At 68.5% G+C, this 22377-nt stretch carries 21 protein-coding genes; 10 read left to right on the top strand and 11 right to left on the bottom strand.

Translation table 11 applies throughout. From position 1 onward, the window contains the following. The 3 genes from VHB27_RS01190 to trxA all read left to right on the top strand — a co-directional run. Nucleotides 1–660: PD-(D/E)XK nuclease family protein (locus VHB27_RS01190; protein ID WP_325596859.1), on the top strand; the 660-nt coding region annotated here is incomplete at its 5' end. Between the two features lie 165 nt (nt 661–825). Further along, nucleotides 826–4269: a double-strand break repair helicase AddA gene (gene addA, locus VHB27_RS01185; RefSeq protein WP_325596857.1), complete on the top strand. Its 3444-nt coding sequence runs from the start codon at nt 826–828 to the stop codon at nt 4267–4269. 57 nt (nt 4270–4326) lie between these two features. Then, nucleotides 4327–4659, top strand: coding sequence for a thioredoxin TrxA (gene trxA / locus VHB27_RS01180; RefSeq protein WP_325596855.1), 333 nt, complete (start codon nt 4327–4329; stop codon nt 4657–4659). 185 nt (nt 4660–4844) lie between these two features. On the opposite strand, the gene VHB27_RS01175 is transcribed toward trxA, so the two are convergent. After that, complete coding sequence (locus VHB27_RS01175) at nt 4845–5288, bottom strand: winged helix-turn-helix transcriptional regulator (protein ID WP_325596853.1); 444 nt, start codon at nt 5286–5288, stop codon at nt 4845–4847. An 89-nt stretch (nt 5289–5377) separates the two neighbouring features. Between VHB27_RS01175 and VHB27_RS01170 the strand changes: the two genes are divergently transcribed. Then, complete coding sequence (locus VHB27_RS01170; RefSeq protein ID WP_325596851.1) at nt 5378–6178, top strand: SDR family NAD(P)-dependent oxidoreductase; 801 nt, start codon at nt 5378–5380, stop codon at nt 6176–6178. Nucleotides 6179–6267: 89 nt separating this feature from the next. Next, nucleotides 6268–7149: an MBL fold metallo-hydrolase gene (locus tag VHB27_RS01165; RefSeq protein WP_325596849.1), complete on the top strand. Its 882-nt coding sequence runs from the start codon at nt 6268–6270 to the stop codon at nt 7147–7149. 23 nt (nt 7150–7172) lie between these two features. Here VHB27_RS01165 and VHB27_RS01160 read toward each other — a convergent pair whose 3' ends face one another. The 3 genes from VHB27_RS01160 to VHB27_RS01150 form a co-directional block, all read right to left on the bottom strand. Beyond that, the gene (locus VHB27_RS01160; protein ID WP_325596847.1) at nt 7173–8480 is read right to left on the bottom strand and encodes an Hsp70 family protein; all 1308 of its coding nucleotides are present in this window, start codon (nt 8478–8480) and stop codon (nt 7173–7175) included. 75 nt (nt 8481–8555) lie between these two features. Beyond that, nucleotides 8556–9971, bottom strand: coding sequence for an MATE family efflux transporter (locus VHB27_RS01155; protein ID WP_325596845.1), 1416 nt, complete (start codon nt 9969–9971; stop codon nt 8556–8558). A 14-nt stretch (nt 9972–9985) separates the two neighbouring features. After that, nucleotides 9986–10567 carry a TetR/AcrR family transcriptional regulator gene (locus VHB27_RS01150; RefSeq protein ID WP_325596843.1) on the bottom strand — a complete coding sequence of 194 codons (582 nt, stop codon included), beginning with the start codon at nt 10565–10567 and terminating at the stop codon, nt 9986–9988. Nucleotides 10568–10692: 125 nt separating this feature from the next. Here VHB27_RS01150 and VHB27_RS01145 point away from each other — a divergent pair, with 125 nt between their 5' ends. Together VHB27_RS01145 and VHB27_RS01140 are read left to right on the top strand one after the other, a co-directional pair. Continuing rightward, on the top strand, nt 10693–12723 hold the full coding sequence (locus tag VHB27_RS01145) for an NAD(+) synthase (protein WP_325596841.1): 2031 nt from the start codon (nt 10693–10695) through the stop codon (nt 12721–12723). Between the two features lie 16 nt (nt 12724–12739). After that, nucleotides 12740–13489, top strand: a complete 750-nt coding sequence (locus tag VHB27_RS01140) for a sulfite exporter TauE/SafE family protein (protein WP_325596839.1) — start codon at nt 12740–12742, stop codon at nt 13487–13489. A gap of 65 nt (nt 13490–13554) precedes the next feature. Here VHB27_RS01140 and VHB27_RS01135 read toward each other — a convergent pair whose 3' ends face one another. The 3 genes from VHB27_RS01135 to VHB27_RS01125 are packed head-to-tail and all read right to left on the bottom strand — an operon-like array spanning nt 13555 to nt 16497. Then, nucleotides 13555–13980, bottom strand: a complete 426-nt coding sequence (locus tag VHB27_RS01135) for an aconitase X swivel domain-containing protein (RefSeq protein ID WP_325596837.1) — start codon at nt 13978–13980, stop codon at nt 13555–13557. After that, nucleotides 13977–15215 (bottom strand): aconitase X catalytic domain-containing protein, encoded by a 1239-nt coding sequence (locus VHB27_RS01130; protein WP_325596835.1) that lies wholly within the window; start codon nt 15213–15215, stop codon nt 13977–13979. Before VHB27_RS01130 ends, VHB27_RS01135 begins: the two co-directional genes overlap by 4 nt. Then, the gene (locus tag VHB27_RS01125; protein ID WP_325596833.1) at nt 15202–16497 is read right to left on the bottom strand and encodes an MFS transporter; all 1296 of its coding nucleotides are present in this window, start codon (nt 16495–16497) and stop codon (nt 15202–15204) included. Before VHB27_RS01125 ends, VHB27_RS01130 begins: the two co-directional genes overlap by 14 nt. A 283-nt stretch (nt 16498–16780) precedes the next feature. Here VHB27_RS01125 and VHB27_RS01120 point away from each other — a divergent pair, with 283 nt between their 5' ends. Further along, on the top strand, nt 16781–17548 hold the full coding sequence (locus VHB27_RS01120; protein ID WP_325596831.1) for a GntR family transcriptional regulator: 768 nt from the start codon (nt 16781–16783) through the stop codon (nt 17546–17548). Nucleotides 17549–17675: 127 nt separating this feature from the next. Here VHB27_RS01120 and VHB27_RS01115 read toward each other — a convergent pair whose 3' ends face one another. The 4 genes from VHB27_RS01115 to VHB27_RS01100 all read right to left on the bottom strand — a co-directional run bounded on the left by VHB27_RS01115 (nt 17676) and on the right by VHB27_RS01100 (nt 21107). Further along, a complete protein-coding gene (locus tag VHB27_RS01115; RefSeq protein ID WP_325596829.1) occupies nt 17676–18158 on the bottom strand; it encodes a peroxiredoxin in 483 nt (160 codons plus the stop codon). Between the two features lie 98 nt (nt 18159–18256). Next, nucleotides 18257–19252: an ABC transporter ATP-binding protein gene (locus VHB27_RS01110; RefSeq protein ID WP_325596827.1), complete on the bottom strand. Its 996-nt coding sequence runs from the start codon at nt 19250–19252 to the stop codon at nt 18257–18259. Then, nucleotides 19249–20214, bottom strand: a complete 966-nt coding sequence (locus tag VHB27_RS01105) for an ABC transporter ATP-binding protein (protein WP_325596825.1) — start codon at nt 20212–20214, stop codon at nt 19249–19251. The genes VHB27_RS01110 and VHB27_RS01105 overlap by 4 nt, the downstream gene beginning before the upstream one ends. Beyond that, on the bottom strand, nt 20211–21107 hold the full coding sequence (locus VHB27_RS01100) for an ABC transporter permease (RefSeq protein WP_325596823.1): 897 nt from the start codon (nt 21105–21107) through the stop codon (nt 20211–20213). Before VHB27_RS01100 ends, VHB27_RS01105 begins: the two co-directional genes overlap by 4 nt. Nucleotides 21108–21289: 182 nt before the next feature. On the opposite strand from VHB27_RS01100, the gene VHB27_RS01095 reads away from it, so the two are divergent. Continuing rightward, on the top strand, nt 21290–21748 hold the full coding sequence (locus VHB27_RS01095; RefSeq protein WP_325596821.1) for a DUF3237 domain-containing protein: 459 nt from the start codon (nt 21290–21292) through the stop codon (nt 21746–21748). A gap of 2 nt (nt 21749–21750) precedes the next feature. Further along, on the top strand, nt 21751–22377 hold a 627-nt coding region (locus tag VHB27_RS01090), incomplete at its 3' end, for an NAD(P)-dependent oxidoreductase (RefSeq protein ID WP_325596819.1).

Raw genomic sequence — 22377 nt, 5'->3', positions numbered from 1 at the left:
CCCGGCGCCGCGGGGCATCTGCGGCGGGCAATGGCGCGCGCCCTGGCCGAAGCCGGGTTGCGCGAGGCACTCGCCCGCTGGTGGGAGCCGCGGCTGGAGCGGATCGCCGACTGGGTGGCGGAGCAGGAGATCATGCGCCGGTCGGTGCGCGCGCCGGCGGCGATCGATCCCGAGGCAAGCGGCCGGATCGAGCTGTCCCGCCCCGGCGGTCCGTTCTGCCTGGCGGGCCGAGCGGACCGGATCGAGCGGTATCCGGATGGGACGCTAGCGATCCTGGACTACAAGACCGGCCGCCCGCCGACCCAGAAGGACGTCGACGCGGGCCTGGCGCCGCAACTGGTGCTGGAGGCGGCGATGGCCGCGATCGGGGGCTTCGGCGCCGCGTGGGCGGGGGAGACGCACGACCTGGTCTATTGGCACCTGACCGGCGGGTCTCCGGCGGGGACCGAGTATCCGCTGTTCCGGAAAGCCCCCGGCGACATCCCGGCCGCGGCGGCGGACGCGCTGGAGCGGCTGGGGGCACTGGTCGACGATTTCGACCGGCCGGACCGTCCGTACCTGTCCCGGCCGAACCCGGATGCCGCGTCGCGGTTCGCGAAATACGACCAATTGGCCCGCGTCGCCGAGTGGTCGGCGGCGGGAGGCGACGATGAGGGGTAGGGGCGTCGTGGGTGCACCGACCCGGTACCCTGTGCCTCACGGCCGGGCTTGGTCGGATTGGTTCGATTCAGGGCGCGCGGGCCGGTGCCGAACATTCGCTGATGTCGGCCCCCATGGGGTCTGGCCGGGCCATGACGGCGAGCAGCACGGAGGGCGCGACACCCCATGAGCGCCTCCGCCCGCGATCGCGCCAACGCCCGGCAGGCCGAAGCCTCCGATCCCGCCGTTTCCTCCTTCGTCGAGGCCTCGGCCGGGTCCGGCAAGACCAAGCTGCTGACCGATCGCCTGTTGCGCCTGATGCTGGCCGGCACCAGGCCCGACCGCATCCAGTGCCTGACCTTCACCAAGGCGGCGGCGGCGGAAATGGCGGTGCGGCTGCAAAAGACCCTCGGCCGCTGGGTGGCCATGCCGCAACCCGCGTTGGAAGCCGCGCTGCGCGACCTGCACGTCGAACCGACCGAAGAGGCCTGCCGCACGGCACGCGCGCTGTTCGCCACGGTGCTCGACCTGCCCGGCGGCATGCGCATCGGCACGATCCACGCCTTCAGCCAGTCCCTGCTGCGCCGCTTCCCCCTGGAAGCCGCCATCTCCCCCCATTTCCAGCTCGTCGACGAACGCGACTCGCGGGAAGCGCTGACCGAAGCGCGGGAGGACATGCTGGCCGCTGCCGACACGCCGGCGATGGTCCAGGCCTTGCGCACCCTGGCCGGTCTGACCAGCGCGGATCGATTCGGCGAACTCGTTCAGTCCATTCAGGCCGACCGAACCCGTCTCGCCGCCGCGCTGCGCCTGGGGGACGACCTGGAGCGCGCCCAGCGCCGCGTCCTCGGCGTCACCGCGACCGACGACGCCGCTTGCCTGGAGAGTGCAGTCCATTGGCAGGGCGAGGCCGCGTTGCACGACGCCGCCGCCATCGTCAGCCGCCAAGGCACCAAAACCTCCATCGCTCGGGCCGAGGACATCCTCGGCTGGCTGTCGCTCGACACCGAAGCGCGGATGGAGAACTGGGACCATTGGGTCCGGCTGTTCCTGAAAGCCGATGGCGAACCCTATGCGGCCGGCACCGTCGTCGGTCCCAGCCTGAGCAAGCAGCAATCCGAACTCGGCGACCGGTATCGGGAGGAAGCCGACCGCATCCTCCGCATCGAGGACGACCGGCGCGCCCTGCGCCTCGCCGCCGTGTCGGCCGCGCTGGCCCTGCTCGCCGGCCCGGTGGCGGAAGCGTACGAAGAACGCAAGCAGCACGCCGGGCTGCTGGACTATGACGACCTGATCGACCGCACCAAGGGCCTGCTGCTCGATCCCGGCGTCGCCTGGGTGCTGTACAAGCTCGACGGCGGCCTGGACCACCTGCTGCTGGACGAGGTGCAGGACACCTCGCCGCAGCAATGGCAGATCGCACATACCCTGACGGCCGAGTTCTTCAACGGCACCGGTGCGCGGGAGGACAACCGCACCGTCTTCGCGGTCGGCGACCGCAAGCAGTCGATCTATTCCTTCCAGGGCGCCGACGCCGCGGAATTCGACCGGTCCCGCCAGCGGATCGAACGGCGCGTCACGGAGTCCGGCAACCCGTTCAAACCCGTGGGCCTGGACGTGTCCTTCCGCTCCACCGACCCGGTCCTGCGGCTGGTCGACGCGGTGTTCGCCGATCCGATCGCGGGCGCCGGGGTGGTGACGCCGGGGCAGACTTTGACGCATCTCGCCTCTCGCGCCGGCCATGCGGGGCTGGTGGAGCTCTGGCCACTGGCACCACGGCCGGATTCCACGCCAGCCGAACCCTGGACGGTGCCGCAGCAGAACCAGACCCAGACCTCGGCGCGGGAGACGCTGGCCAACCGGCTTGCCGATTGGATCGGCGAGCAGACCGGCGGGACGGCGATGCTGGAGAGCAAGGGCCGGCCGCTGGCGCCGGGCGACGTGCTGGTGCTGGTGCGCCGGCGCGACGCGTTCAGCCGGGCGCTGCTGCGGGCGCTGAAGACCCGGGGCGTGCCGGTGGCCGGGCTGGACCGCATGGTGCTGACCGACCAGCCGGCGGTGCAGGACCTGATGGCGCTGGCGGACGCGCTGCTGCTGCCCTCGGACGACCTGACCTTCGGCTGTTTCCTGACCAGTCCCCTCGGCGGCCTGACCGACGACGAGATGATGGCGCTGGCGCTGGAACGCCCCGGTTCGCTGTGGGACGCGCTGCGCGACCGGGCGGGGGAGCGTCCGCGTTGGCGGGCCGCCGCGGATTTCTTCGCGAAACTGCTGGGGCGGATCGATTTCGTGTCCCCCTACGCCCTCTTCGCCTACGCCCTTGGCCCCCTCGGCGGCCGCGCCCGCCTGCTCGGGCGGTTGGGGCCGGAGGCGGCGGAACCGGTGGACGAATTGCTGAACGCGGCGCTGACCTATGCCGCGCGTCACCCACCCTCGATGCAGGGGTTCCTGCACTGGATGCGCCAGTCCGGCGCCGAGGTGAAGCGCGAGGCCGAGGCGGCCGGCAACCTCGTGCGCATCATGACGGTGCATGGCGCGAAAGGGCTGCAGGCGCCGCTGGTGATCGTGCCGGACACCACGGCGCTGCCGCAGGAGGACGCCGATATCCTGTGGTCCCGCGATCCCGCGACGGGGATCGATGTCCCGCTCTGGGCGGTGCGCAAGGACCACCGCTGCCGCGCCTTCGACGCGCTGCGGGCGGAGCGGTCGCGGGCGCAGATGGAGGAGCACAACCGCCTGCTCTACGTCGCGCTGACCCGCGCCGAGGACCGGCTGGTCGTCTGCGGCTGGGCGGGGCGGACGCTGAAGGACGAAAGCTGGCACAGCGCGGTGCAGCGCGGCTTCGAGCGGCTGGACGTGGAACGGGCGCCGTTCGACGCCTGGCCGGGCGATGTGCTGCGCTTCCGCTCGTCCCAGCTTGCCGCCCCGGAGACGCGGGCGGAGTTGGGGGACGCGGGCGAGGCGGCGGCGCTGCCGGCCTGGATCGGATCGGCGCCCGACTGGACGCCTGCCGACCCGCCGGCCGAACCGGCCCGGCCCGTGCCCTTGGCTCCGAGCCGGCCGGAGGGGGCGGAATTCGGGGAGGTGCCGCCGGGGGATTCGCCGCTGGCCGACGGGGTGGACCGGTTCCGCCGTGGCCAACTGGTGCATGCGCTGCTGCAGCACCTGCCCTCGCTGCCCGAGGCGGAGCGGCACGCGGCCGCGATCCGCTATGTGGCGCGTTCGGGTTTCCCGGCGGACCAGGCGGGCGCGATCGCCGCCGAGGTGCTGGGGGTGATGGCGCATCCCGACCTGGCGGCGCTGTTCGGGCCCGGATCGCGGCCGGAGGTGCCGCTGACGGGCGTCGTCGGGGATTCGGTGATCGGCGGGTTGGTGGATCGTCTGGCGGTCACACCGAATTGTGTGCTGATCGGCGATTTCAAGACCAATCGCACGCCGCCCACCCGCGTCGAGGACACGCCAGTGATGTATCTGCGGCAGATGGCCTCCTACCGCGCTGTGCTGCGGGCCATTTTCCCTGACCGGCCAGTGCGTTGCGCGCTGATCTGGACGCGGACGGCGCGGGTTTCGGTGCTGCCGGACGCGCTGTTGGACCCGCATGAGCCGGGGCGACCACGCGATGCCGCTTGACCGGACTCGGGCCGCGCACCACCTTCGGGCCAACTGTCATACCTTTAGGGGTGAACCATGAGTGCGAACACAGTCGCGGTGACGGACAAAAGCTTCGCCACCGACGTCGTCGAGGCCAGCAAGACCGGTCCCGTCCTGGTCGATTTCTGGGCGGAGTGGTGCGGTCCCTGCAAGATGATCGCGCCGGCCCTGGATGAGCTGGCGGGCGAGTTCGCCGGCAAGCTGACGGTGGCGAAGGTCGATATCGACAACAATCCGATGTCGCCGAACCAGTTCGCCGTGCGCGGGATTCCGACGCTGATCCTGTTCAAGGACGGCAAGCCGGCCGCAACCCAGGTGGGCGCGCTGCCGAAGAGCCGGCTGAAGGACTGGATCGCGGGGAACCTGTAAGCGGCCAGCAGGCCGCTTCCCGCCGGAACGACACCCGGCGGGAGCGGCCTTCGGCCATGTCCCATCGCTACGGCCCGGTTTGACCGGGCCGTTTTCGTTTGGGCGGCGCGGGACGGGCGGCGAGGTCGGATGCTGACCGCGGCAAAGGCCAGATCGGCACCGTCCGAAGAGGGCGGCGTCCCCGGCTAATCCGCCGTCGGCGGAACCATCGTCAGCGGCCGTGTCCCGATCTCCGCGCCCGTGACCGCGTCGACCAGCAGCGGCTGCACATCCGTGCCCTGTTCGACATCCACGAGGCGGGTCATCTTCCCCTCGCCATGGTGTCGTCGCGCCCAGTGGGCGATCATGACCAGGACCGGCAGGAAGTCGCGGCCCGCCGGCGTCAGGATGTATTCATCCCGTGGCGGATGGTCCGAGTAGCGGCGCTTTTCCAACAACCCGTCCTCGGTCAGCGCCGCCAGCCGCCGGGTCAGGATGGTCGGCGCGATCCCAAGGCTTTTGCGGAACTGGTCGAAGCGCGTCAGCCCTTGGCTGGCGTCGCGCAGGATCAGCATGCTCCAGGCGTCGCCGACGCGGGCGAGGCCGCGGGCGACCGGGCAGGGACCAGAGACAAAATTTTCGGTGTCCATTGCGTTTCGATAGTGACTAACTACTTAATCGATAGTAAGTGCTGAGGCACGCATTATCAACCACTATCGCTTCGCGAAGGAGACCTCTCATGGCTCAGAATTCCGCCGGTCTGGCTGTCGTCACGGGCGCGTCGACCGGCATCGGCGCCGTCTACGCCGACCGGCTTGCCAGACGTGGCCATGACCTGCTGCTGGTTGCCCGCAACCGTGAGCGGCTGGAAGCCAATGCCGCGAAGATCGCGGCCGAGACCGGCCGCAAGGTCGAGGTCCTGGTCGCGGACCTCGCCAACGGCGCGGATGTCGCGAAGCTGGCCGAGCGGCTGGCGACCGACCCGTCGGTCACGCTGCTGGTGAACAATGCGGGCGTGTCGCTGACCGGCACGCTGCTGGATACCGACCCGGCAGCCGTCGAGGGCCTGATGGCGCTGAACATCGTCGCCCCGACGCTGCTGGCCGGCGCGGCCGGCAAGGCGTTCCTCGCGCGCAACGCCGGCACAATCGTCAATATCAGCTCTGTCCTCGCCCTCGCGCCGGAACGGTTCGATGGCGTTTACAGCGGGTCGAAGGCGCACCTGCTGAACCTGACGCTGTCGCTGGCCGAGACGTTGAAAGGCACCGGCGTGAAGGTGCAGGCCGTGCTGCCGGGCGCGACCCGCACCGAGATCTGGGAGCGCAGCGGCAAGGACGTCGATGCGCTTCTGCCCGGCAGGGTGATGGACGCCGGCGACATGGTCGACGCCGCGCTGCTGGGCCTCGATCGCGGGGAGGTCGTCACCATCCCGCCGCTGGCCGACGAGGGACTGTTCCAGGCCTACACGGCGGCTCGGCTCGCGCTGACGCCGTTCCTGTCGGAGCGCGACGTCGCGCCGCGCTACCGCAAGGCGGCCTAGGCGGGGGGTGTTCGATCGGGGGTGCTCAAGCGGGGCGTGGACACGGACGGGAGTCGGTGGTTGACTCGGGCGCGAGGGAGAAAACGCGCATGGCAACCACCACTTTCCGGGTCGGCGACGTCACCATCCACCGCATCGTGGAGCAGGAGGCGCCGTTCTTCGACCCGCTGACCTTCTTCCCGTCCCTGACCAAGGAGGTGCTGGAGGAGAACCGCGGCTGGATGACCGATGGGGGCTATCTGGACAAGCAGAACGGCGAGTTGGTGCTGTGCATCCAGGCCTACCTGATCCAGACGAAGCACCACAACATCCTGGTCGATAGTTGCGTCGGAAACCATAAGCCTCGGCCGTCGCGCCCGTTCTGGAACATGATGAACACGGACCGGTTCGAGAAGAACCTGAAGGCCACGGGCGTGTCCCCCGAACAGATCGATTACGTGATGTGCACGCATCTGCACGTGGATCATGTCGGCTGGAACACGAAGCTGGAAAACGGGCGCTGGGTGCCGACCTTTCCGAAGGCGAAATACGTGTTCTCGGACCGGGAGCTGGCCTATTGGACCGAGGCCGAAAAGAACGATCCCAGTGCCGCACCCTGGATCACCGATTCCGTGCTGCCGATCGTCGCCGCCAAGCGCGAGGAAGTGGTCAAGAGCGACCACGCGTTCGGCGACCTGATCAAGCTGATCCCGACGCCGGGCCATACGATCGACCATTACTCGGTCCATCTGGGCAAGCCGGGGACGGACGCGGTGATTACAGGTGATATGATCCACTCCCCGCTGCAGGCACGGTATCCGGAGTTGGGGATGCGGGTGGACTACAGCTCGCCGCAGGCGGGTGAGTCACGGCGGAAGCTGTTCGGGCATCTGTGCGATACGTCGACGCTGGTGTGCACGGCGCATTTCCCGTCGCCGTCGTCGGGGCGGATCACGCGGTGGGGGGACGGGTTCCGGTTCGTGCCAATCTAAAGACCGGGGGCGAATGATCCGGTTCAGCCGCTTTTGAGGCCGCCCCTGGAGCCGCCCCCGGGGCCGCCCCCGGGGCCGCTACGATCCCGCCCGATCAGCGCCAGCCCCTCCGCCACCGACACGAACTCGCCCCCGCCCGAGACCCGGTCCGCCCCAAACCGCTGCTCGAACAGCGCCCGTACCGCCGGGACGAAGGACGTGCCGCCGGTCAGGAACACGCGGTCGACCGTCCGGGCCGACAGGTTCGCGTTCACCAGCGCCTGGTCCACGGTCGCCGCGATCCGGTCCAGGTCGCCGGCGATCCAGGCCTCGAACTCCGAACGCGCGATCGGCCGTTCGATCGTCAGGTCGCCATGGGCGAAGCGCAGCGTCGCCGTATCCTGTCGCGACAGCGCCGCCTTTACCGCGCTGACGGCCTGATAGAGCGGATAACCCATCTCGTCCTCGATCAGCCGGATCAGGTGGCGCAGCCGCTCCGGCCGCGCGCTGGCGGCCGCCACGGCGGCGATATCGCGCAACGTGCGGGGCGCGCGCATCAGCGACAACTGGTGCCAGCGGGCGAAGCCCGAGAAATACTCAGGCGGCACCGGCAGCGCCTTGCCCATCACCGTGTAGCTGTCCCCCTTGCCCAGCAGGGGGGAGATCGCATGGTCGATGATGCGGTAATCGAACGTGTCCCCCGCGATGCCGATACCCGCATAGCCCAGCGGCTCGACGCCGCGCGGGTTGCGCGGATCGAAGCGCATGACCGAGAAATCGCTGGTGCCGCCGCCGAAATCGCCGACCAGGACGGTTGCCGCCATATCCAGGGTGCGGGCGAAGCGGTAGCCGGCGGCCTCGGGTTCCAGCGCCACGTCGATAGCGGGGAACCCCGCCTCGGCGAAGGCGGCGCGCAGCCGGGTTTCGCCGAACGCATCGTCCGCCAGGTCCCCGGCGAAGCGCACCGGCCGCCCGGCGACCACGCGGACGCCGTTGTGGTCCTGTCGCAGAAGGGCACCCAGGAACAGCGCGACGAGTTGCTCCAGCGTGAACAGGCGGCCGAAGATGTTGGTCTGGGTGAAGCTGCGCTGCGCCAGATAGGTCTTCATCGACATGATCAGCCGGCTGTCCAGCGGATCTTCCAGATAGGCTTCGATCGCGTAGGGACCGGCGGCGTGGTGCTGGTGGATGCGGCCGCGCCCTTCCTCGGTCCAGAAGCAGAGCAAGGTGCGGAACACGTCCAGTTCCGCCTGGCCGACGGCGAAGCGCGCGGTTTGGACGCTGCCGTCAGGCTGTAGAATGGCCACCACGCTGTTGGTGGTGCCGAAATCGATGCCGATCAGCCGATCCATGCACGCGGCTCCACCCCTGGCTGCGAAGGGCGTGGGTTCAAACCCATCCGGGGACGGGATGCAAGGACCCTGGCGTCAGGTCTGCCGTGCGCCCCAGCCGCCCAGCAGGATCGATCCGGCGACGACCGCGCCGAATGCGCCCAGCGCCAGGCCGATGATCCAGAACACGCTGGTCAGGCCGAAGCCCAGCCAGATCGCCAGGTTGCCGCCGCCGGCCGCCAGGACCAGGCGGCAGAATTGCGCCGTGATCGGCCAGACCAGCCGCCCGGCGCCCTGGCAGGCGAAATACAGCACCAGGCCCAGCCCGAACACGCCATAGAACGGCCCGACGATATGCAGGTAGTGCGCGCCGACCGACAGCATGGCCGGATCGGAGCCGAACAGCGACAGCCAGGCGATCGGATGGATGGCGGCGGCGACCCCGATGGACTCCGTCAGGCAGAACCCCACCGCGCCGCCCAGCCACGCGGCCTTCAGCGCCCGGTGCTTCTGCCCGGCGCCGATATTGGTGCCGACGATCGCCACCAACGGCCCGCCGACGCCGAAGGAGATCGGCACCATCAGGTATTCCAGCCGCGATCCCGTCGCGAACCCCGCCAGCGCTGCGGGACCGAACACGCCGACGATCGCCGTGGTGATGATGATCGTCAGGTTGGTCTGGATCGAGGTCGTCGAGGCTGGTGCGCCCACGCTCAGGATCGCCCCGAACAGCCGCTTGCGCAGCCGCGCCGGCCAGGCTGGCCGCATCACCGCGCGCCCGCTGCACAGGAAGCCGGCGAGCAGGGTGATGCCCAGCACGTAGTAGACCAGCAGCGCCGTCGCGCCGCCGGCCACGCCCAGGCGCGGGAAGGGCCCGACGCCGAAGATCAGGCAGGGCGACAGGGGGATCAGCAGCAACGCGCCGCCGCAGATCACGCCGCCCGGCACGACCATGTTGCCGGTGCCGCGGATGATGCTGGCCAGCGCGTTCATGATCCAAAGCAGGACCGCGCCCGCGTAGATGACGTTGCTATAGGCCAGCGCGGCGTCCAGCGACGGTCCCTCGGCCCCCATCGCCCGGTAGATGCTGGGTCCGAAGCTCAGCATCGCGGCGGAGCAGACCAGGCCGAGCGTGCCGTTGATGACGACGGCGTGCCAGACGAGGTGGGACGCGTCCTCTCGCCGCCCGCTCCCCAGTGTTCGGGCCACCGATGACGAGATGCCGCCGCCCATCGATCCGGCCGAGATCATCTGCATCAGCATCAAGCCCGGGAACACCACGGCCGCGCCGGCCAGGGCGTCGGTGCCGAGCTTGCCGATGAAATAGGTCTCGATGAGGCCGGTGGCGGACTGGGCGAGCATCAGCAGGATGTTCGGCACCGCCAGGCGCAGCAGAAGCGGCAGCAGCGGCGCTTCCAGCAGGGCGCTGGTACGCCGGTCCATGCCGCGGGCCGGCTCTATGACCGACCGGTCGGTCGAAGATGCGGGCGCGGCGGAAACGGCTGAGCTCATGGGGCCGGCGGCCTTCAGACCAGGATCAGGGAAAAGACGACGGACCGGAACCGTGCCAGGGCGGCGCCGTCGCGATCGACCTTGGTGCGCAGGACCGCGCCCTCGAACGCATCGATCAGGAAGGCGGCGGTCTCGTCGGGGTCGAGATCGGGGCGCAGCGTCCCGTCCGCCTGCGCATCACGGATGCAGCGGGCGAGCAACGTGCCCCAGGCGGCGAACACCGTCGCCAGACGGTCGCGCACCAGCCGGCTGCTGCCTGCCAGTTCGGCGGAGAAATTGCCGATCATGCAGCCTTTGTCGAAGGGCGCGTCGGGTGGGGGGGAGGTCTTGCCCTCGAAATAGGTGCGCAGCCTGTCCATCGGCGGGCGGGTCTCATCGCCCAGGATGGCGGCGGCGTGGCTGGCCCGGCGTTCCCAGTAGCGGCCGAGGACGTCGGCGCCGAACGCCTCCTTGCTGGGGAAATGGGAGTAGAAGGAGGCTTTGGGCACGTCCGCGGCCTCTGCGATGTCCTGGACGCCGGTGGCATGGAAGCCGCGCGCATGCAGGACCTTGAGGCCGGTGGCGAGCAGTTGGTCGCGGGTGGAGGGGCGGCGCATGGACCGTACCGTATCCGACCAACCGGTCGGGTGCAAGGGCAGGAGCCGGGCACGGGGCCAGGCGCCGGTGGCGTTCTCGCCGATCCGGGGCCATATTGGGGTGGAAACGGCCATCTGGACCCGACATGGATTTCCGCTCCCTCTACCGCCATGGCTTCGCCCGCGTCGCCGCCTGTTCGACCCGTACCGTGCTGGCCGATCCGCAGGCCAATGCCCAGGCGATCCTGGCCATGGCGCGCGACCTGGACCGGCAGGGCGTGGCGGTCGCGGTGTTTCCGGAGTTGGGCCTGTCCAGCTACGCGATCAGCGACCTGCTGCAGCAGACCACGCTGCTGGATGCGGTGGAGGAGGCGGTCGGGGCCTTGCTGGCCGGGTCCGCCGAGTTGATGCCGCTGCTGCTGGTGGGGGCGCCGCTGCGTCACCTGGGCACGCTGTTCAACTGCGCGCTGGCGATCCATCGCGGCCAGTTGCTGGGCGTCGTGCCGAAAATCCACCTGCCCAATTACCGTGAGTTCTACGAACCGCGGCATTTCGCCTCGGGCGACGGCACCGACGGCGGATCGATCGTCATCGCCGGCCATACCGCGCCGTTCGGCCCCGACCTGCTGTTCGAGGCCGCGGACATCCGCCACCTGGTCGTGCATGCCGAGATCTGCGAGGACATCTGGGTGCCGAACCCACCGAGCGGGGAAGCGGCGGTGGCGGGGGCGACGGTACTGACGAACCTGTCGGCCAGCAACATCACCATCGGCAAGGCGGAGACGCGGCGCCTGCTGTGCCGCTCGCAATCCGCGCGCTGCCTTGCGGCTTACCTGTATGCCGCGGCGGGAGCAGGGGAGTCGACGACGGACCTGGCGTGGGACGGCCAGGCGTCGGTGTTCGACAACGGCGATACGTTGGCCGAGACCGAACGGTTTCCGGTGGCGGACCAGGCGGCGATCGCCGATATCGATCTCGACAGGCTGGCGCAGGAACGCTTGCAAATGGGATCGTTCGATACCAATCGCCGTCGCCACGCTCGGCCGTTCCGCCGGGTCGGCTTCACCGTGCGGCCGCCGGCCGGCGATATCGGCTTCCGCCGGCGGGTGGAGCGATTCCCGTTCGTGCCGGCCGACGTTTCGAGGCTGGAGCAGGATTGTTACGAAGCGTACAATATCCAGGTCTCGGGCCTGGCACAGCGGCTGCGCGCGACCGGCGTGAAGAAGGCCGTGATCGGGATCTCGGGCGGGCTGGATTCAACACAGGCCTTGCTGGTTTGCGCACAGGCGTTCGATCTGCTGGGGCTGCCGCGGTCGGGCATCCTGGCCTATACGATGCCGGGGTTCGCGACGTCGGATCATACGAAGTCGAACGCCTGGCGGCTGATGAAGGACCTGGGAGCAACCGCGAACGAGCTGGATATCCGGCCCGCGGCGGTGCAGATGCTGGCGGACCTGAAGCATCCGTATTCCGACGGCCAGTCCCAGTACGACATCACGTTCGAGAACGTGCAGGCGGGCCTTCGCACCGACTACCTGTTCCGGCTGGCCAACCACCACGGCGGCATCGTCATCGGCACCGGCGACCTGTCGGAGCTGGCGCTGGGTTGGTGCACATACGGCGTCGGCGACCAGATGGCGCATTACAACGTCAATTCCGGCGTGCCGAAGACGCTGATCCAGCACCTGATCCGTTGGATCATCGCCACCGAACGCTTCGCGCCGGAGGTGCTGACGACGCTGGACGCGATCCTGTCGACCGAGATCTCCCCGGAACTGGTCCCGGTCGCCGCCGGGGAGACGCCGCAGAGCACCGAGGCCAAGATCGGTCCCTATGCGCTGCAGGACTTCACCCTGTTTCATATCCTAAGATACGGGTTCGTTCCCTCCAAGGTCGCCTTCCTGGCGTTGCAGGCATGGGAAGATGTGGATCGCGGCGCATGGCCGCCGCATTTCAGCGCCGATCGCCGCGCCGCCTACGACCTGCCGCAGATCAAGCACTGGATGCGCGTGTTCCTGCAGCGCTTCTTCGCCTTCAGCCAGTTCAAGCGCAGCGCGATGCCGAACGGTCCGAAGGTTTCGGCCGGCGGGTCGCTGTCGCCGCGCGGCGACTGGCGCGCGCCTTCGGACGGCAACGCGACAGCCTGGATCGCGGAGCTGGAACGGAACGTTCCCTGAGATAATGTCCCCTGGGATGTGGCATTCCCTGCTTCTGCTGTGCGCCGGCCTGCTGGCCGGCACGATGAACGCCGTCGCCGGCGGCGGGTCGTTTGTCGGGTTCCCCGCCATGGTGCTGGTGGGATTGCCGCCGATCGTCGCCAATGCGTCGAACACCGTCGCGCTGTGCCCCGGCACCTTCGCCAGCACCTGGGCGCGGCGGCACGACCTGCGTGATGTCGCCGGGATCGGTCCGGGTGTGATGGTGCCGGTGACGCTGGCCGGCGGGCTGGTCGGCGCCATCCTGCTGCTGGTGACGCCGACGTCGGACTTCGACATCGTCATCCCGTGGCTGCTGCTGGCGACCCTGACCTTCGCCGCCGGCCGCGGCCTGGGCGATTGGCTCCGCCAGCGTGTGACGATCGGGCCGGTGTCGTTCCTGGCGATCCAATTCGTGCTGTCGATCTACGGCGGATATTTCGGCGGCGCGGTCGGCCTGATGATGATGGCGGCCTGGAGCCTGCTGGACGGCGCCGACCTGGGCGCCCTCGCGCCGATGCGCACGATGATGGCGACGGTCGCCAACGTCGCGGCGGTGGTGTGCTTCATACTCGCCGGGGTGGTGCGCTGGCCGGAGTTGCTGACGATGATGGTGGCCGCGATCGCCGGCGGCTATTTCGGCGCGCGCTACGCTCGGATGCTGCCGCCGCCCGTGCTGCGCTGGTTCGTGGTCGGGCTAAGCGCGCTGGTGACGGCAAGCTTCTTCCGCCGGATGCTGGCAGGCTGAGGTGCCGACGAGACGGCCGGGGCAGCGGTGTGGACGCCGCGTCCCGTGCCCCGCCAACCCCTGCGTTACGGCGTCGCGATGATGCGCAGCACCGGCGGATCCGCCTCCGGGTCCAACTCCACCAGAGCGCCATCCGGCACCAGCCGCGTGATGTCCTGATCGAAGCCGGACATCATGGTCATGTCCGCCAGCGCGGCGCCCTGCACCATGATGGGATTGACGGTGTTCAAAACGACCGCCGCCGGCACGATGCCGCGTGAGGCCATTTCATGCAGCATCCACGCCGTGGCCACGCCGCCCTTGGCGCGATCCAGGATCAGCACGAGACCGACATAGGAACGGCCTGCCAGCTTGTGTTCGGGGCGGGAGAAGATGCCCTTGATCCGGTCCAGGTCGTAGCGCGCCGAGAAACCATCGCTGGCAACCAGTGCGCGGCCGCGCAGCTTCGCGCCCATCGCCGACCGAGCCGGAAAGGTCTGAACCACGCTCATGACTGCTTCCCTCCGCAGGCGACCTCGACGCAATGTTCGGCGGAGAGCAGGACCGGGCGATAGCCATACCCGCCGAGGATATTGGTCAGCTTCGCCGAATTGGTGGCGAGACGCTTCCAGCCGTTCGCCTCCGCCAGTTCGCGCGCATAGCTCTGATAGAAGCACATGCCGGTCAGCACCATCGCGCCCGATGCCTCGATCCGCGCCGTGATCCCCATGCGATCCGCGTCCGGCTTCACCTGCGGGCTGGTCACCGCGAGAAGGGGGACGCCGACCCGGCGGCCATCCAGCAGGTCCGCGAGCGACTGCATCTCCATCAGGCTGAGTTGCGGGGCGGAGAATACGACCACATCAACCGTATCCGTGTCTGTTCCGTAGCCGGACAGAAGGGTCCGGACATCCTGTTCCGTGACCAGGACCGGTTTTGGCGGGGTGCCGTCGAATGCGTCCTCCAGCCTGCGCGCTTCCGGTGTCACGCCCGCCAGGTGGAACATCGCGATCGATCCGAAGCTCGCCATCGCGGCGCCGAAATGCTTGACCTCATCGGACCCGGGAATGCGCGACAGGCCGGTGATCACGGGGACACGCCAGTAATCCCCGGCAAGCCGGCCCACCACGCCGCCCAACGCGCCCCATTCGTGCAACGCGCCGGGCGTCCAGGCGAGTTCCACCAGCAGCGTGCCCCGCCGTTGCGCATCGAGGTGATAGCCATAGCGCGGGGTGCGGCCCGTCAGGCCGGCAGCCAGCGCCGAGGGGCCGCCCTCGAAATTGGATCGCGCACCCAGCACGCTGTTGCAATAGATCACGACGCCGGTGTCGCCGTATGCCACGTGCTCGCCCGGGATGGGCGGCATGATGGTCTGGTAGTTGATGCAGGTGTTGGTCATCAGCACGCCGAGTTCCTCGAACGCCGTGATGGCCCGCTGCTCCAGCGTCGTCATCCATGCCTGCTGCCGCAGTCGTTGCGCCGCGCCGAAATCCGTGCCGCGCGGGTCGGTGATCGTGGGAATACGGACCCGTCGTTCCGCCTTCGGAAGGGCGGCCAGATGTTCGAGCCAGGCGACGCCGGCCTCCCCCAGGGATTCCGTATCCGCCATGATGTGGGCCTGCGTCACGCTCACGAGGTCGTTTGCCCCGAAATAGCGGCCGACACGGACCTGATGCTCGATCGCCCATTGCCGCGCGCGCCCTAATTCGCCGCGTCGCATCGCCTCGGCTTCTTCATCCAGTCGCATTCTGCCTCTCCTCCGTGTCAGGCCGCTGTGTCGCCGGCGCGATGCGGTCGTTCGGGTCGATCTGCCAGACCAGTGCGGCGCCGATGAGCATGAGCGTGCTCGCGACCAGGAACGGCAGCGACCAGTTCCCGCTGCTTTGCAGCAGTGCCCCGAACACCAGCGGCGATATGATGCCACCGACATTCGCCCAGGTGTTCATCCATCCGGCAGTGGTCGAGGCGTAGTCGCCGCCGACATCCATCGCGATCGCCCAGAATACCGAAATCGTTGCGTCCAGGCAGAAGAACGAGCAGGTGAACAGCGCGATCGTGGCGACCTGGTTCGTGCTGTATACCGCCGGCAGCAGCAGGGCGACGGAACCGACCATGCCGACCGTGGGGACGAGGCGCCGCCAGAAGCGGTGATTGCCGGTTTTCGTTCCGAAATAATCGCTGACCTCGCCACCCACGAGACCGCCAAGCCCGCCCCCCAGGAACGGCAGGAAGCCGTAGATGCCGACTTTCATCAATGAGAAGTGCCGGTCCTGCACCAGGAAGGTCGGCAGCCAGGTGATGTAGATCGTCAGCGTATAGAAGTAGCAGAAATCAGCGAGGCATAGCGCCCACAGGCTGCGGCTGCGCAGGATCGCATGCCAGACCCGTCCCCCCTCTTGCACGCTGTGTTTGCGTGAGCCGGCGAGCGGGTCGCGATAGATGGCGATCCACATCACCGCGATCGCCAGCGTCGCGAGGCCGAATACCCAGAAGGGGCCGGTCAGTCCGAACGCGTAGATCGATGCGACGGTGACCGGCACCGTGAGGGCCGCGCCGATGCGCGTCGCCCCGTGCATGATGCCCTGCGCCAGTCCGCGATGGTGTTCGGGCAACCAGCGCGCGACGCCGCTGGTCGCCGCGGGCATCGATGCGGCCTCCCCGGCGCCGGTCATCGCGCGCATGAGCGTGAGCGTGGCGAGATTTCCCGTCCCGAGACCGCTGCCGATCGTGAACAGCCCGTACCATCCCACCATGCCGCCGACCAGCGCTCGGGGCCCCAGCACGTCGGTCAGCCAGGACAGCAGCGGTTGCAGCAATGTGTAGGTCAGGCCGAATGCGGAGAAGATCACGCCCAACTGAAGGTTGTTGATCCCCATTGCCTGGACCAGGCGAGGCGCGACGACGCCCATGACCGTCTTGTCGGTATAGTTCGTCATGAATACGAGGCTGCCGAGCGCGACCACGATCCACGGATACGCCGCGCCCGTGGCGGGAGGCGCGTGCCTGGAGCGAATTTCAGGTTCCGTCACTGTTCCGGACGTCCTTTATCGTTCGGGCTTCGGTTCCAATCCGATGCGCCGCAGCCTCCCAGTAACTGTATAGCTATATAACTTAAGGTCGAACCGGGTCAACGATCGGGTGCGCGACGAGACGTTGCAGGACGCGCCTGATGGGACGCGCCTGATGGGAAGCGCCTGATGGGAAGCGCCTGATGGGAAGCCCTTGGGGGCCGAACGAAACGTCCGGTGCAGATACGTTTCGTACCCGGCTTGGTTGACATCCGCGATCCCGGCCGCCTAGCGTATTCCTCTCGTGCCCGATCCGATGGAAGAACCGCTTCGCCGTCTGCTGGAACCGCTCAGGCAGGATGAGGGTGGGGATGGCCCCAAATACCGGCGCCTGGCCGATGGGCTTGCGAAGCTGATCGATGCGGGAGAACTCCGCACCGGCGACAAACTGCCGAACGAGATCGAGCTGGCCGCCTATACCGGATTGAGTCTCGGAACGGTGCAGAAGGCGCTGCGCATTCTTTCCGAACGCGGCGTCCTGTGCCGCCGGCACGGCCACGGCACGTTCGTCACCGCCAGCGATCGAGATCAGCAGGACCTCTGGTATTTCCGGTTCCTGAACAATGCGACGGGAGATCTGTTGCCCGTTACTGCGCGGGCGATCGACCGGCGCGTCATCCGGAAGCACGGGCCGTGGCACGACTTCCTCAAGACCGACGACGTGATCCGGATCCGGCGCCTGCTGGACGTGGATGGGCGTTTCAGGGCCTTATCGGATTTCTACCTCGAACTGGATCGTTTTCGGGCCATCCTCGACGTTCCGATATCAGACCTCAACGTCGTGGTGCTGAGGGGGCTGCTGAACAGACGATTCCATGCGCCGACGTTTCATGCGTCGCAATGCGTATGGTGCGACAGGCTGCCCGACCCGGTTTGCCGTCTGCTGAAGCTTCCCGCGAATTCGTTCGGCTTGTTGAGCGACATCTTCAGCCGCACCCATCGCGACGTACCGATTTCGATGCACCGGATTCACGTCCCCCCGGGCGTGTCGGCCATCGAGATCCGGGGCTGATGCGAAAGGCGGCAACGCCCCGTATCCCCCTCGGTCTCCCGCCCATGCTGTCGAGCCGGGCCGTGGGGGAGGGGCGATGCCGCGTATCGAACGCCCTCGGGGCCGGCATCGGCCCCGGATGACGGGCTTAAAGGGCCGCCAGGATCGCTTCCGCCGACGACACCTCGAACCCGCCAGGGGCTTCGACGCCCAGATGGGTCACCTTGCCGTCCTGCGCGATCAGCGCATAGCGCTGGCTGCGCACGCCCATGCCGCGGCCCGTCAGGTCGAGCTCCAGCCCCATCGCCTTGGCGAACGCCGCCGACCCGTCGGCCAGCATCAGCACCTTTCCGCCGGCGCCCTGGCTCTCGCCCCAGGCCTTCATCACGAAGCCGTCGTTGACCGAGATGCAGGCGATCGTGTCCACACCCTTCGCGCGCAGCGCGTCCGCCTGCTGGACGAAGCCCGGCAGGTGCTTGGCGGAGCAGGTCGGCGTGAACGCGCCCGGCACCGCGAACAGCACCACCTTCTTGCCCTTGAATATCTCGTCCGTGGAGGTCTCTTTCGGACCGTCCGGCGTCGCCATCATGAGTTTCATGGAGGGGATGGTATCGCCTACCTGGATCGCCATGGACTTGTTGCTCCCTTGAGGGTGAATACGCGTTCATGCCGTAGCATGGTCCCGGTAAGGGTGGAAGGCGGGGGCAGGTGACGCCCCTGGGAACGCGCTTATCCGTTCAGGTGGCACGCGCTGCGGTGACCGGGCGCGATCTCCCGCAGCGCCGGCGCCTCCTCGGCGCAGCGCGGCATGGCGTGTGGGCAGCGCGGGTGGAAATGGCAGCCGGCCGGCGGGTCGAGCGGACTCGGGATCTCCCCCTTCACCGCCGTGAACCGCCGCTTGCCGGAGGTGATCCGCGGCACCTCGGCCAGCAGCGCCTGGGTATAGGGATGATTGGCGCGGCTGAAGACGTCCTCGGTCGACGCCGTCTCGATGATCCGGCCCAGATACATGATCACCACGCGGTCCGAGAGATGCTCGACCACGCCCAGGTCGTGACTGATGAAAAGATAGGTCAGGTCGAGCCGCGACCGCAGGTCCATGAACAGGTTCAGCACCTGCGCCTGGATCGACACGTCCAACGCCGCCACCGCCTCATCGCACACCAGAAACTCCGGCTGGACCGCCAGCGCTCGGGCGATCCCCACGCGCTGGCGCTGACCGCCGGAGAACTGGTGAGGATAGCGCCGCTTGAACGCGGGATCGAGGCCGGCCTGACGCAGTTGCGCATCGACGTAGCCTTCCAGTTCCGCGCGCGGCACCAGCCGATGCACGCGCGGCGCCTCGCCGACGATGTCCGCGACCCGCATGCGCGGGTTCAGCGAGGCGTAGGGGTCCTGGAAGATCATCTGGACCTTCAGCTTCGCCTGCCTGGCGCGGTCGGCCGTCAACCTCGCGACGTCCTGACCTTTGTAGCGCACCTCGCCCGCGGTGGGCGGCATGATCCCGGCGACCATGCGGCCGAGCGTGGACTTGCCGCAGCCGGATTCGCCGACAAGGCCGACGACTTCGTTGCGCGCGATCGCCAGGTCGACGCGATCGACGGCCCTGACGGTCCGGTCCGGTTCCGCCACGCCAAGCGCCCGCCTGGCGGTGTGCATCAGGTCCCTGGGCGTGGCGCCGAAGTGCTTCGACACGCCGCGCAGCTCGATCAGCGGGTCGGTCACGCGACGGTTTCCAGCAGCGGATGGAAGCAGCGCGCGCGATGCGCGCCCTCGCTTTCGGGCGGTTCCCGGTCGCAGGCCGCGTCGGCGCGCGCACAGCGGGTGCGGAAGGCGCAGCCCGGCGGCAGCGACAGCAGGCTGGGCGTCATGCCGGGAATCTGGCGCAGCTTCTCGCCGCGCCGGTTGCGGCTGGGCACGCTGCCGATCAGCCCTTCGGTATAGGGATGCAGCGGCCGCTCCAGCACCGCGGCCGCGTCGCCGGTCTCGACGATGCGGCCGGCGTACATGACCGCGATCCGGTCGGCGAGGCCGGCGATCACCGACAGGTCGTGAGTGATCCAGATCAGCGCGGTGCCGTTCTGCTCCGCCAGGCGCTGCACCTCGGACAGGATCTGGGCCTGGATGGTGACGTCCAGCGCCGTGGTGGGTTCGTCGGCGATGATCAGGTCCGGCTTGTGCAGCAGCGCGATCGCGATGGCCACGCGCTGGCGCATGCCGCCGGAGAACTGATGGGGATAGGCCGCCAGCCGTTCCTCCGGCGAGGGGATCCCCACCATGCCCAGCGCGTCGCGGGAGCGCGCCCGAGCCTCGGCGTGGGACACGCGTGCATGGGCGCGGACGGCCTCGATCATCTGGGTGTCGATGCGCAGGACCGGGTTCAGCGTCATCATCGGGTCCTGGAAGATCATCGCGATGCGGTTGCCGCGCAGCGACCGCATCTCGTGTTCCGGCAGGGTGGTCAGGTCGCGGCCCTGGTAGAGGATGGAGCCGCCCACGATGCGGCCCGGCGGATCGACCAGGCCGATGAGGGAGAACCCGGTGACCGACTTGCCGCTGCCGGACTCGCCGACCAGCCCCAGCACCTCGCCGCGGCCGACGGTGAAGGAGACGTCGTCGACCGCCTTCACCACGCCGGCGCGGGTGGCGAAATGCGTGCGCAGGTTCCGGACGTCCAGGGTGATCATCGGGACAGCCGGGGGTTCAGCACGTCGCGCAACTGGTCGCCGACGAGGTTGATGGACACGATGGTCACCAGCAGCGCCACGCCGGGATAGAAGCTGATCCAATACTTGCCCGACAACATGTATTGGTAGCCGTTGGCGATCAGCAGGCCCAGCGACGGTTCGGTGATCGGCACGCCCAGGCCCAGGAAGGACAAGGTCGCCTCCAGGGCGATGGCGCGCGCCACCTGCTGGGTCGCGATGACGATCAGCGGCGGCAGGCAGTTGGGCAGCAGGTGGCGGAACATGATGCGCCGCCAGGGAAGCGCGAGGCAGCGCGCCGCCTCGATATACTCGCGCTGGCGTTCCACCATCGCGGTCGCCCTGACCGTGCGGGCGTAGTACGCCCATTCGACGATCACCAGCGCCAGGACGACGTTCATCACCCCCTTGCCGAGGACCGCCAGGATCATCAGCGCGACCAGGATGGAGGGGAAGGAAAGCTGCAGGTCGACGAACCGCATGATCACCGCGTCGGTGCGGCGGCCGAAGAACGCAGCGAGCAGGCCGAGGGACGTGCCGACGACGGCGGCGAACAGTGCTGAACCGACGCCGACCCCCAGGCTGATGCGCAGCCCGTACAGGATGCCGGACAGCATGTCGCGGCCCTGGTCGTCGGTGCCAAGCCAATAGGTGAAGCCGGCGCCTGCCTGGGAGCCGGGCGGCAGGCGGCCGTCCATGATGTCAAGCTGGGCAAGGTCGTACGGATTCTGCGGGCTGATCCACGGGGCGAAGATCGCGGCCAGCGCGATCAGCGCGAAGACCACGAGGCCGACCACGGCCAGCTTCGACTGGGCGAACTCGGCCAGGAACCGCCGGAACGGCGTTTCCTCGCGGGGCAGCGCGGCGGCACTCATGGGACGGCACTCATTCAGTGCGGATCATGCATCAACCGCGCCAGATGAGATAGACCGTGTCGGGTGGGATGGTGCCTTTGTCGTGATCGGCGCCTGGCCCTTCGCCGCCCGCCGGTCCGTGACTTGTCTCGCCCCCGCCGATCGGGTCTAGTCCGCATCCCTTCCTGGGAGGACAAGCAAGCATGGCCGAGATCCGCACCACCCCCCTGATGACCCTGAAGCTCGCCGTCGACGGGATGCAGGCGGTGGGTGAAACGCCGTCCGGCAACCGCCGGGTCGGCCTGGTCGCCGGCGGCACGTTCGAGGGGCCGAAGCTGCGCGGCAAGGTGCTGCCGGGCGGCGCCGACTGGATCATGGTCCGCAACGACGGCGTCACCACGCTGGACGTGCGCATCGTGCTGGAGACCGAGGACGGCGCCACGATCGGCCTGCAGTATCGCGGCCTGCGGCACGGGCCGGACGACGTGATGGCCAAGGTCAATGCCGGGCAGTTCGTCGACCCGTCGCTGTATTACTTCCGCACGACGGTCACGTTTGAAACCGCTTCGCCGAAATACGCCTGGCTGAACAAGGCGTTCGGCATCGGCACCGGCAGCCGCCCGCCGGAAGGTCCCGTCTACGAAATCTTCGAGGTGCTCTGACCATGGCGAATATCGGTTTCATCGGCCTGGGCAACATGGGCGGTCCGATGGCCGCGAACCTGGTGAAGGCCGGGCACGTGGTGACGGGCTTCGACCTCAATCCCGTGGCGCTGGAAGCGCTGAGCAAGGCCGGCGGCCATGTCGCCGCCTCGGCGCGGGAGGCGGTGGCGGGCGCATCGGTGGTCATCACCATGCTGCCGGCCGGCGAGCATGTGCGGGAGGTGTTCCTGCACCAGGGCGGCATCATCGACGTGGTGAAGGACGACAAGCCGCTGCTGATCGACTGTTCGACGATCGATGTCGACAGCGCCCGCACCGTCGCGGCGGCGGCCGAGGAGGCAGGGCTGATGATGCTGGACGCCCCGGTGTCGGGCGGCACGCTGGGGGCGCAGAACGGCACGCTGACCTTCATGGTGGGCGGCTCGGACCAGGCGTTCGCGCTGGGCAAGCCGATCCTGGAGGGGATGGGGAAGAACATCTTCCTTGCCGGCGGTCCGGGGGCGGGCCAGGCGGTGAAGATCTGCAACAACATGATGCTGGCGATCAACATGGTCGGCGTGTCGGAGGGGTTCATCCTGGCGCAGAAGCTGGGGCTGGACTGGGCGAAGGTGCATGCGATCTGCTCGACC

The organism is Rhodopila sp. (assembly GCF_035548235.1).
Taxonomy (GTDB): domain Bacteria; phylum Pseudomonadota; class Alphaproteobacteria; order Acetobacterales; family Acetobacteraceae; genus Rhodopila.
The sequence above is the reverse complement of the archived record's forward strand: the minus strand, read 5'-3'. Positions and strand labels throughout refer to the sequence as shown.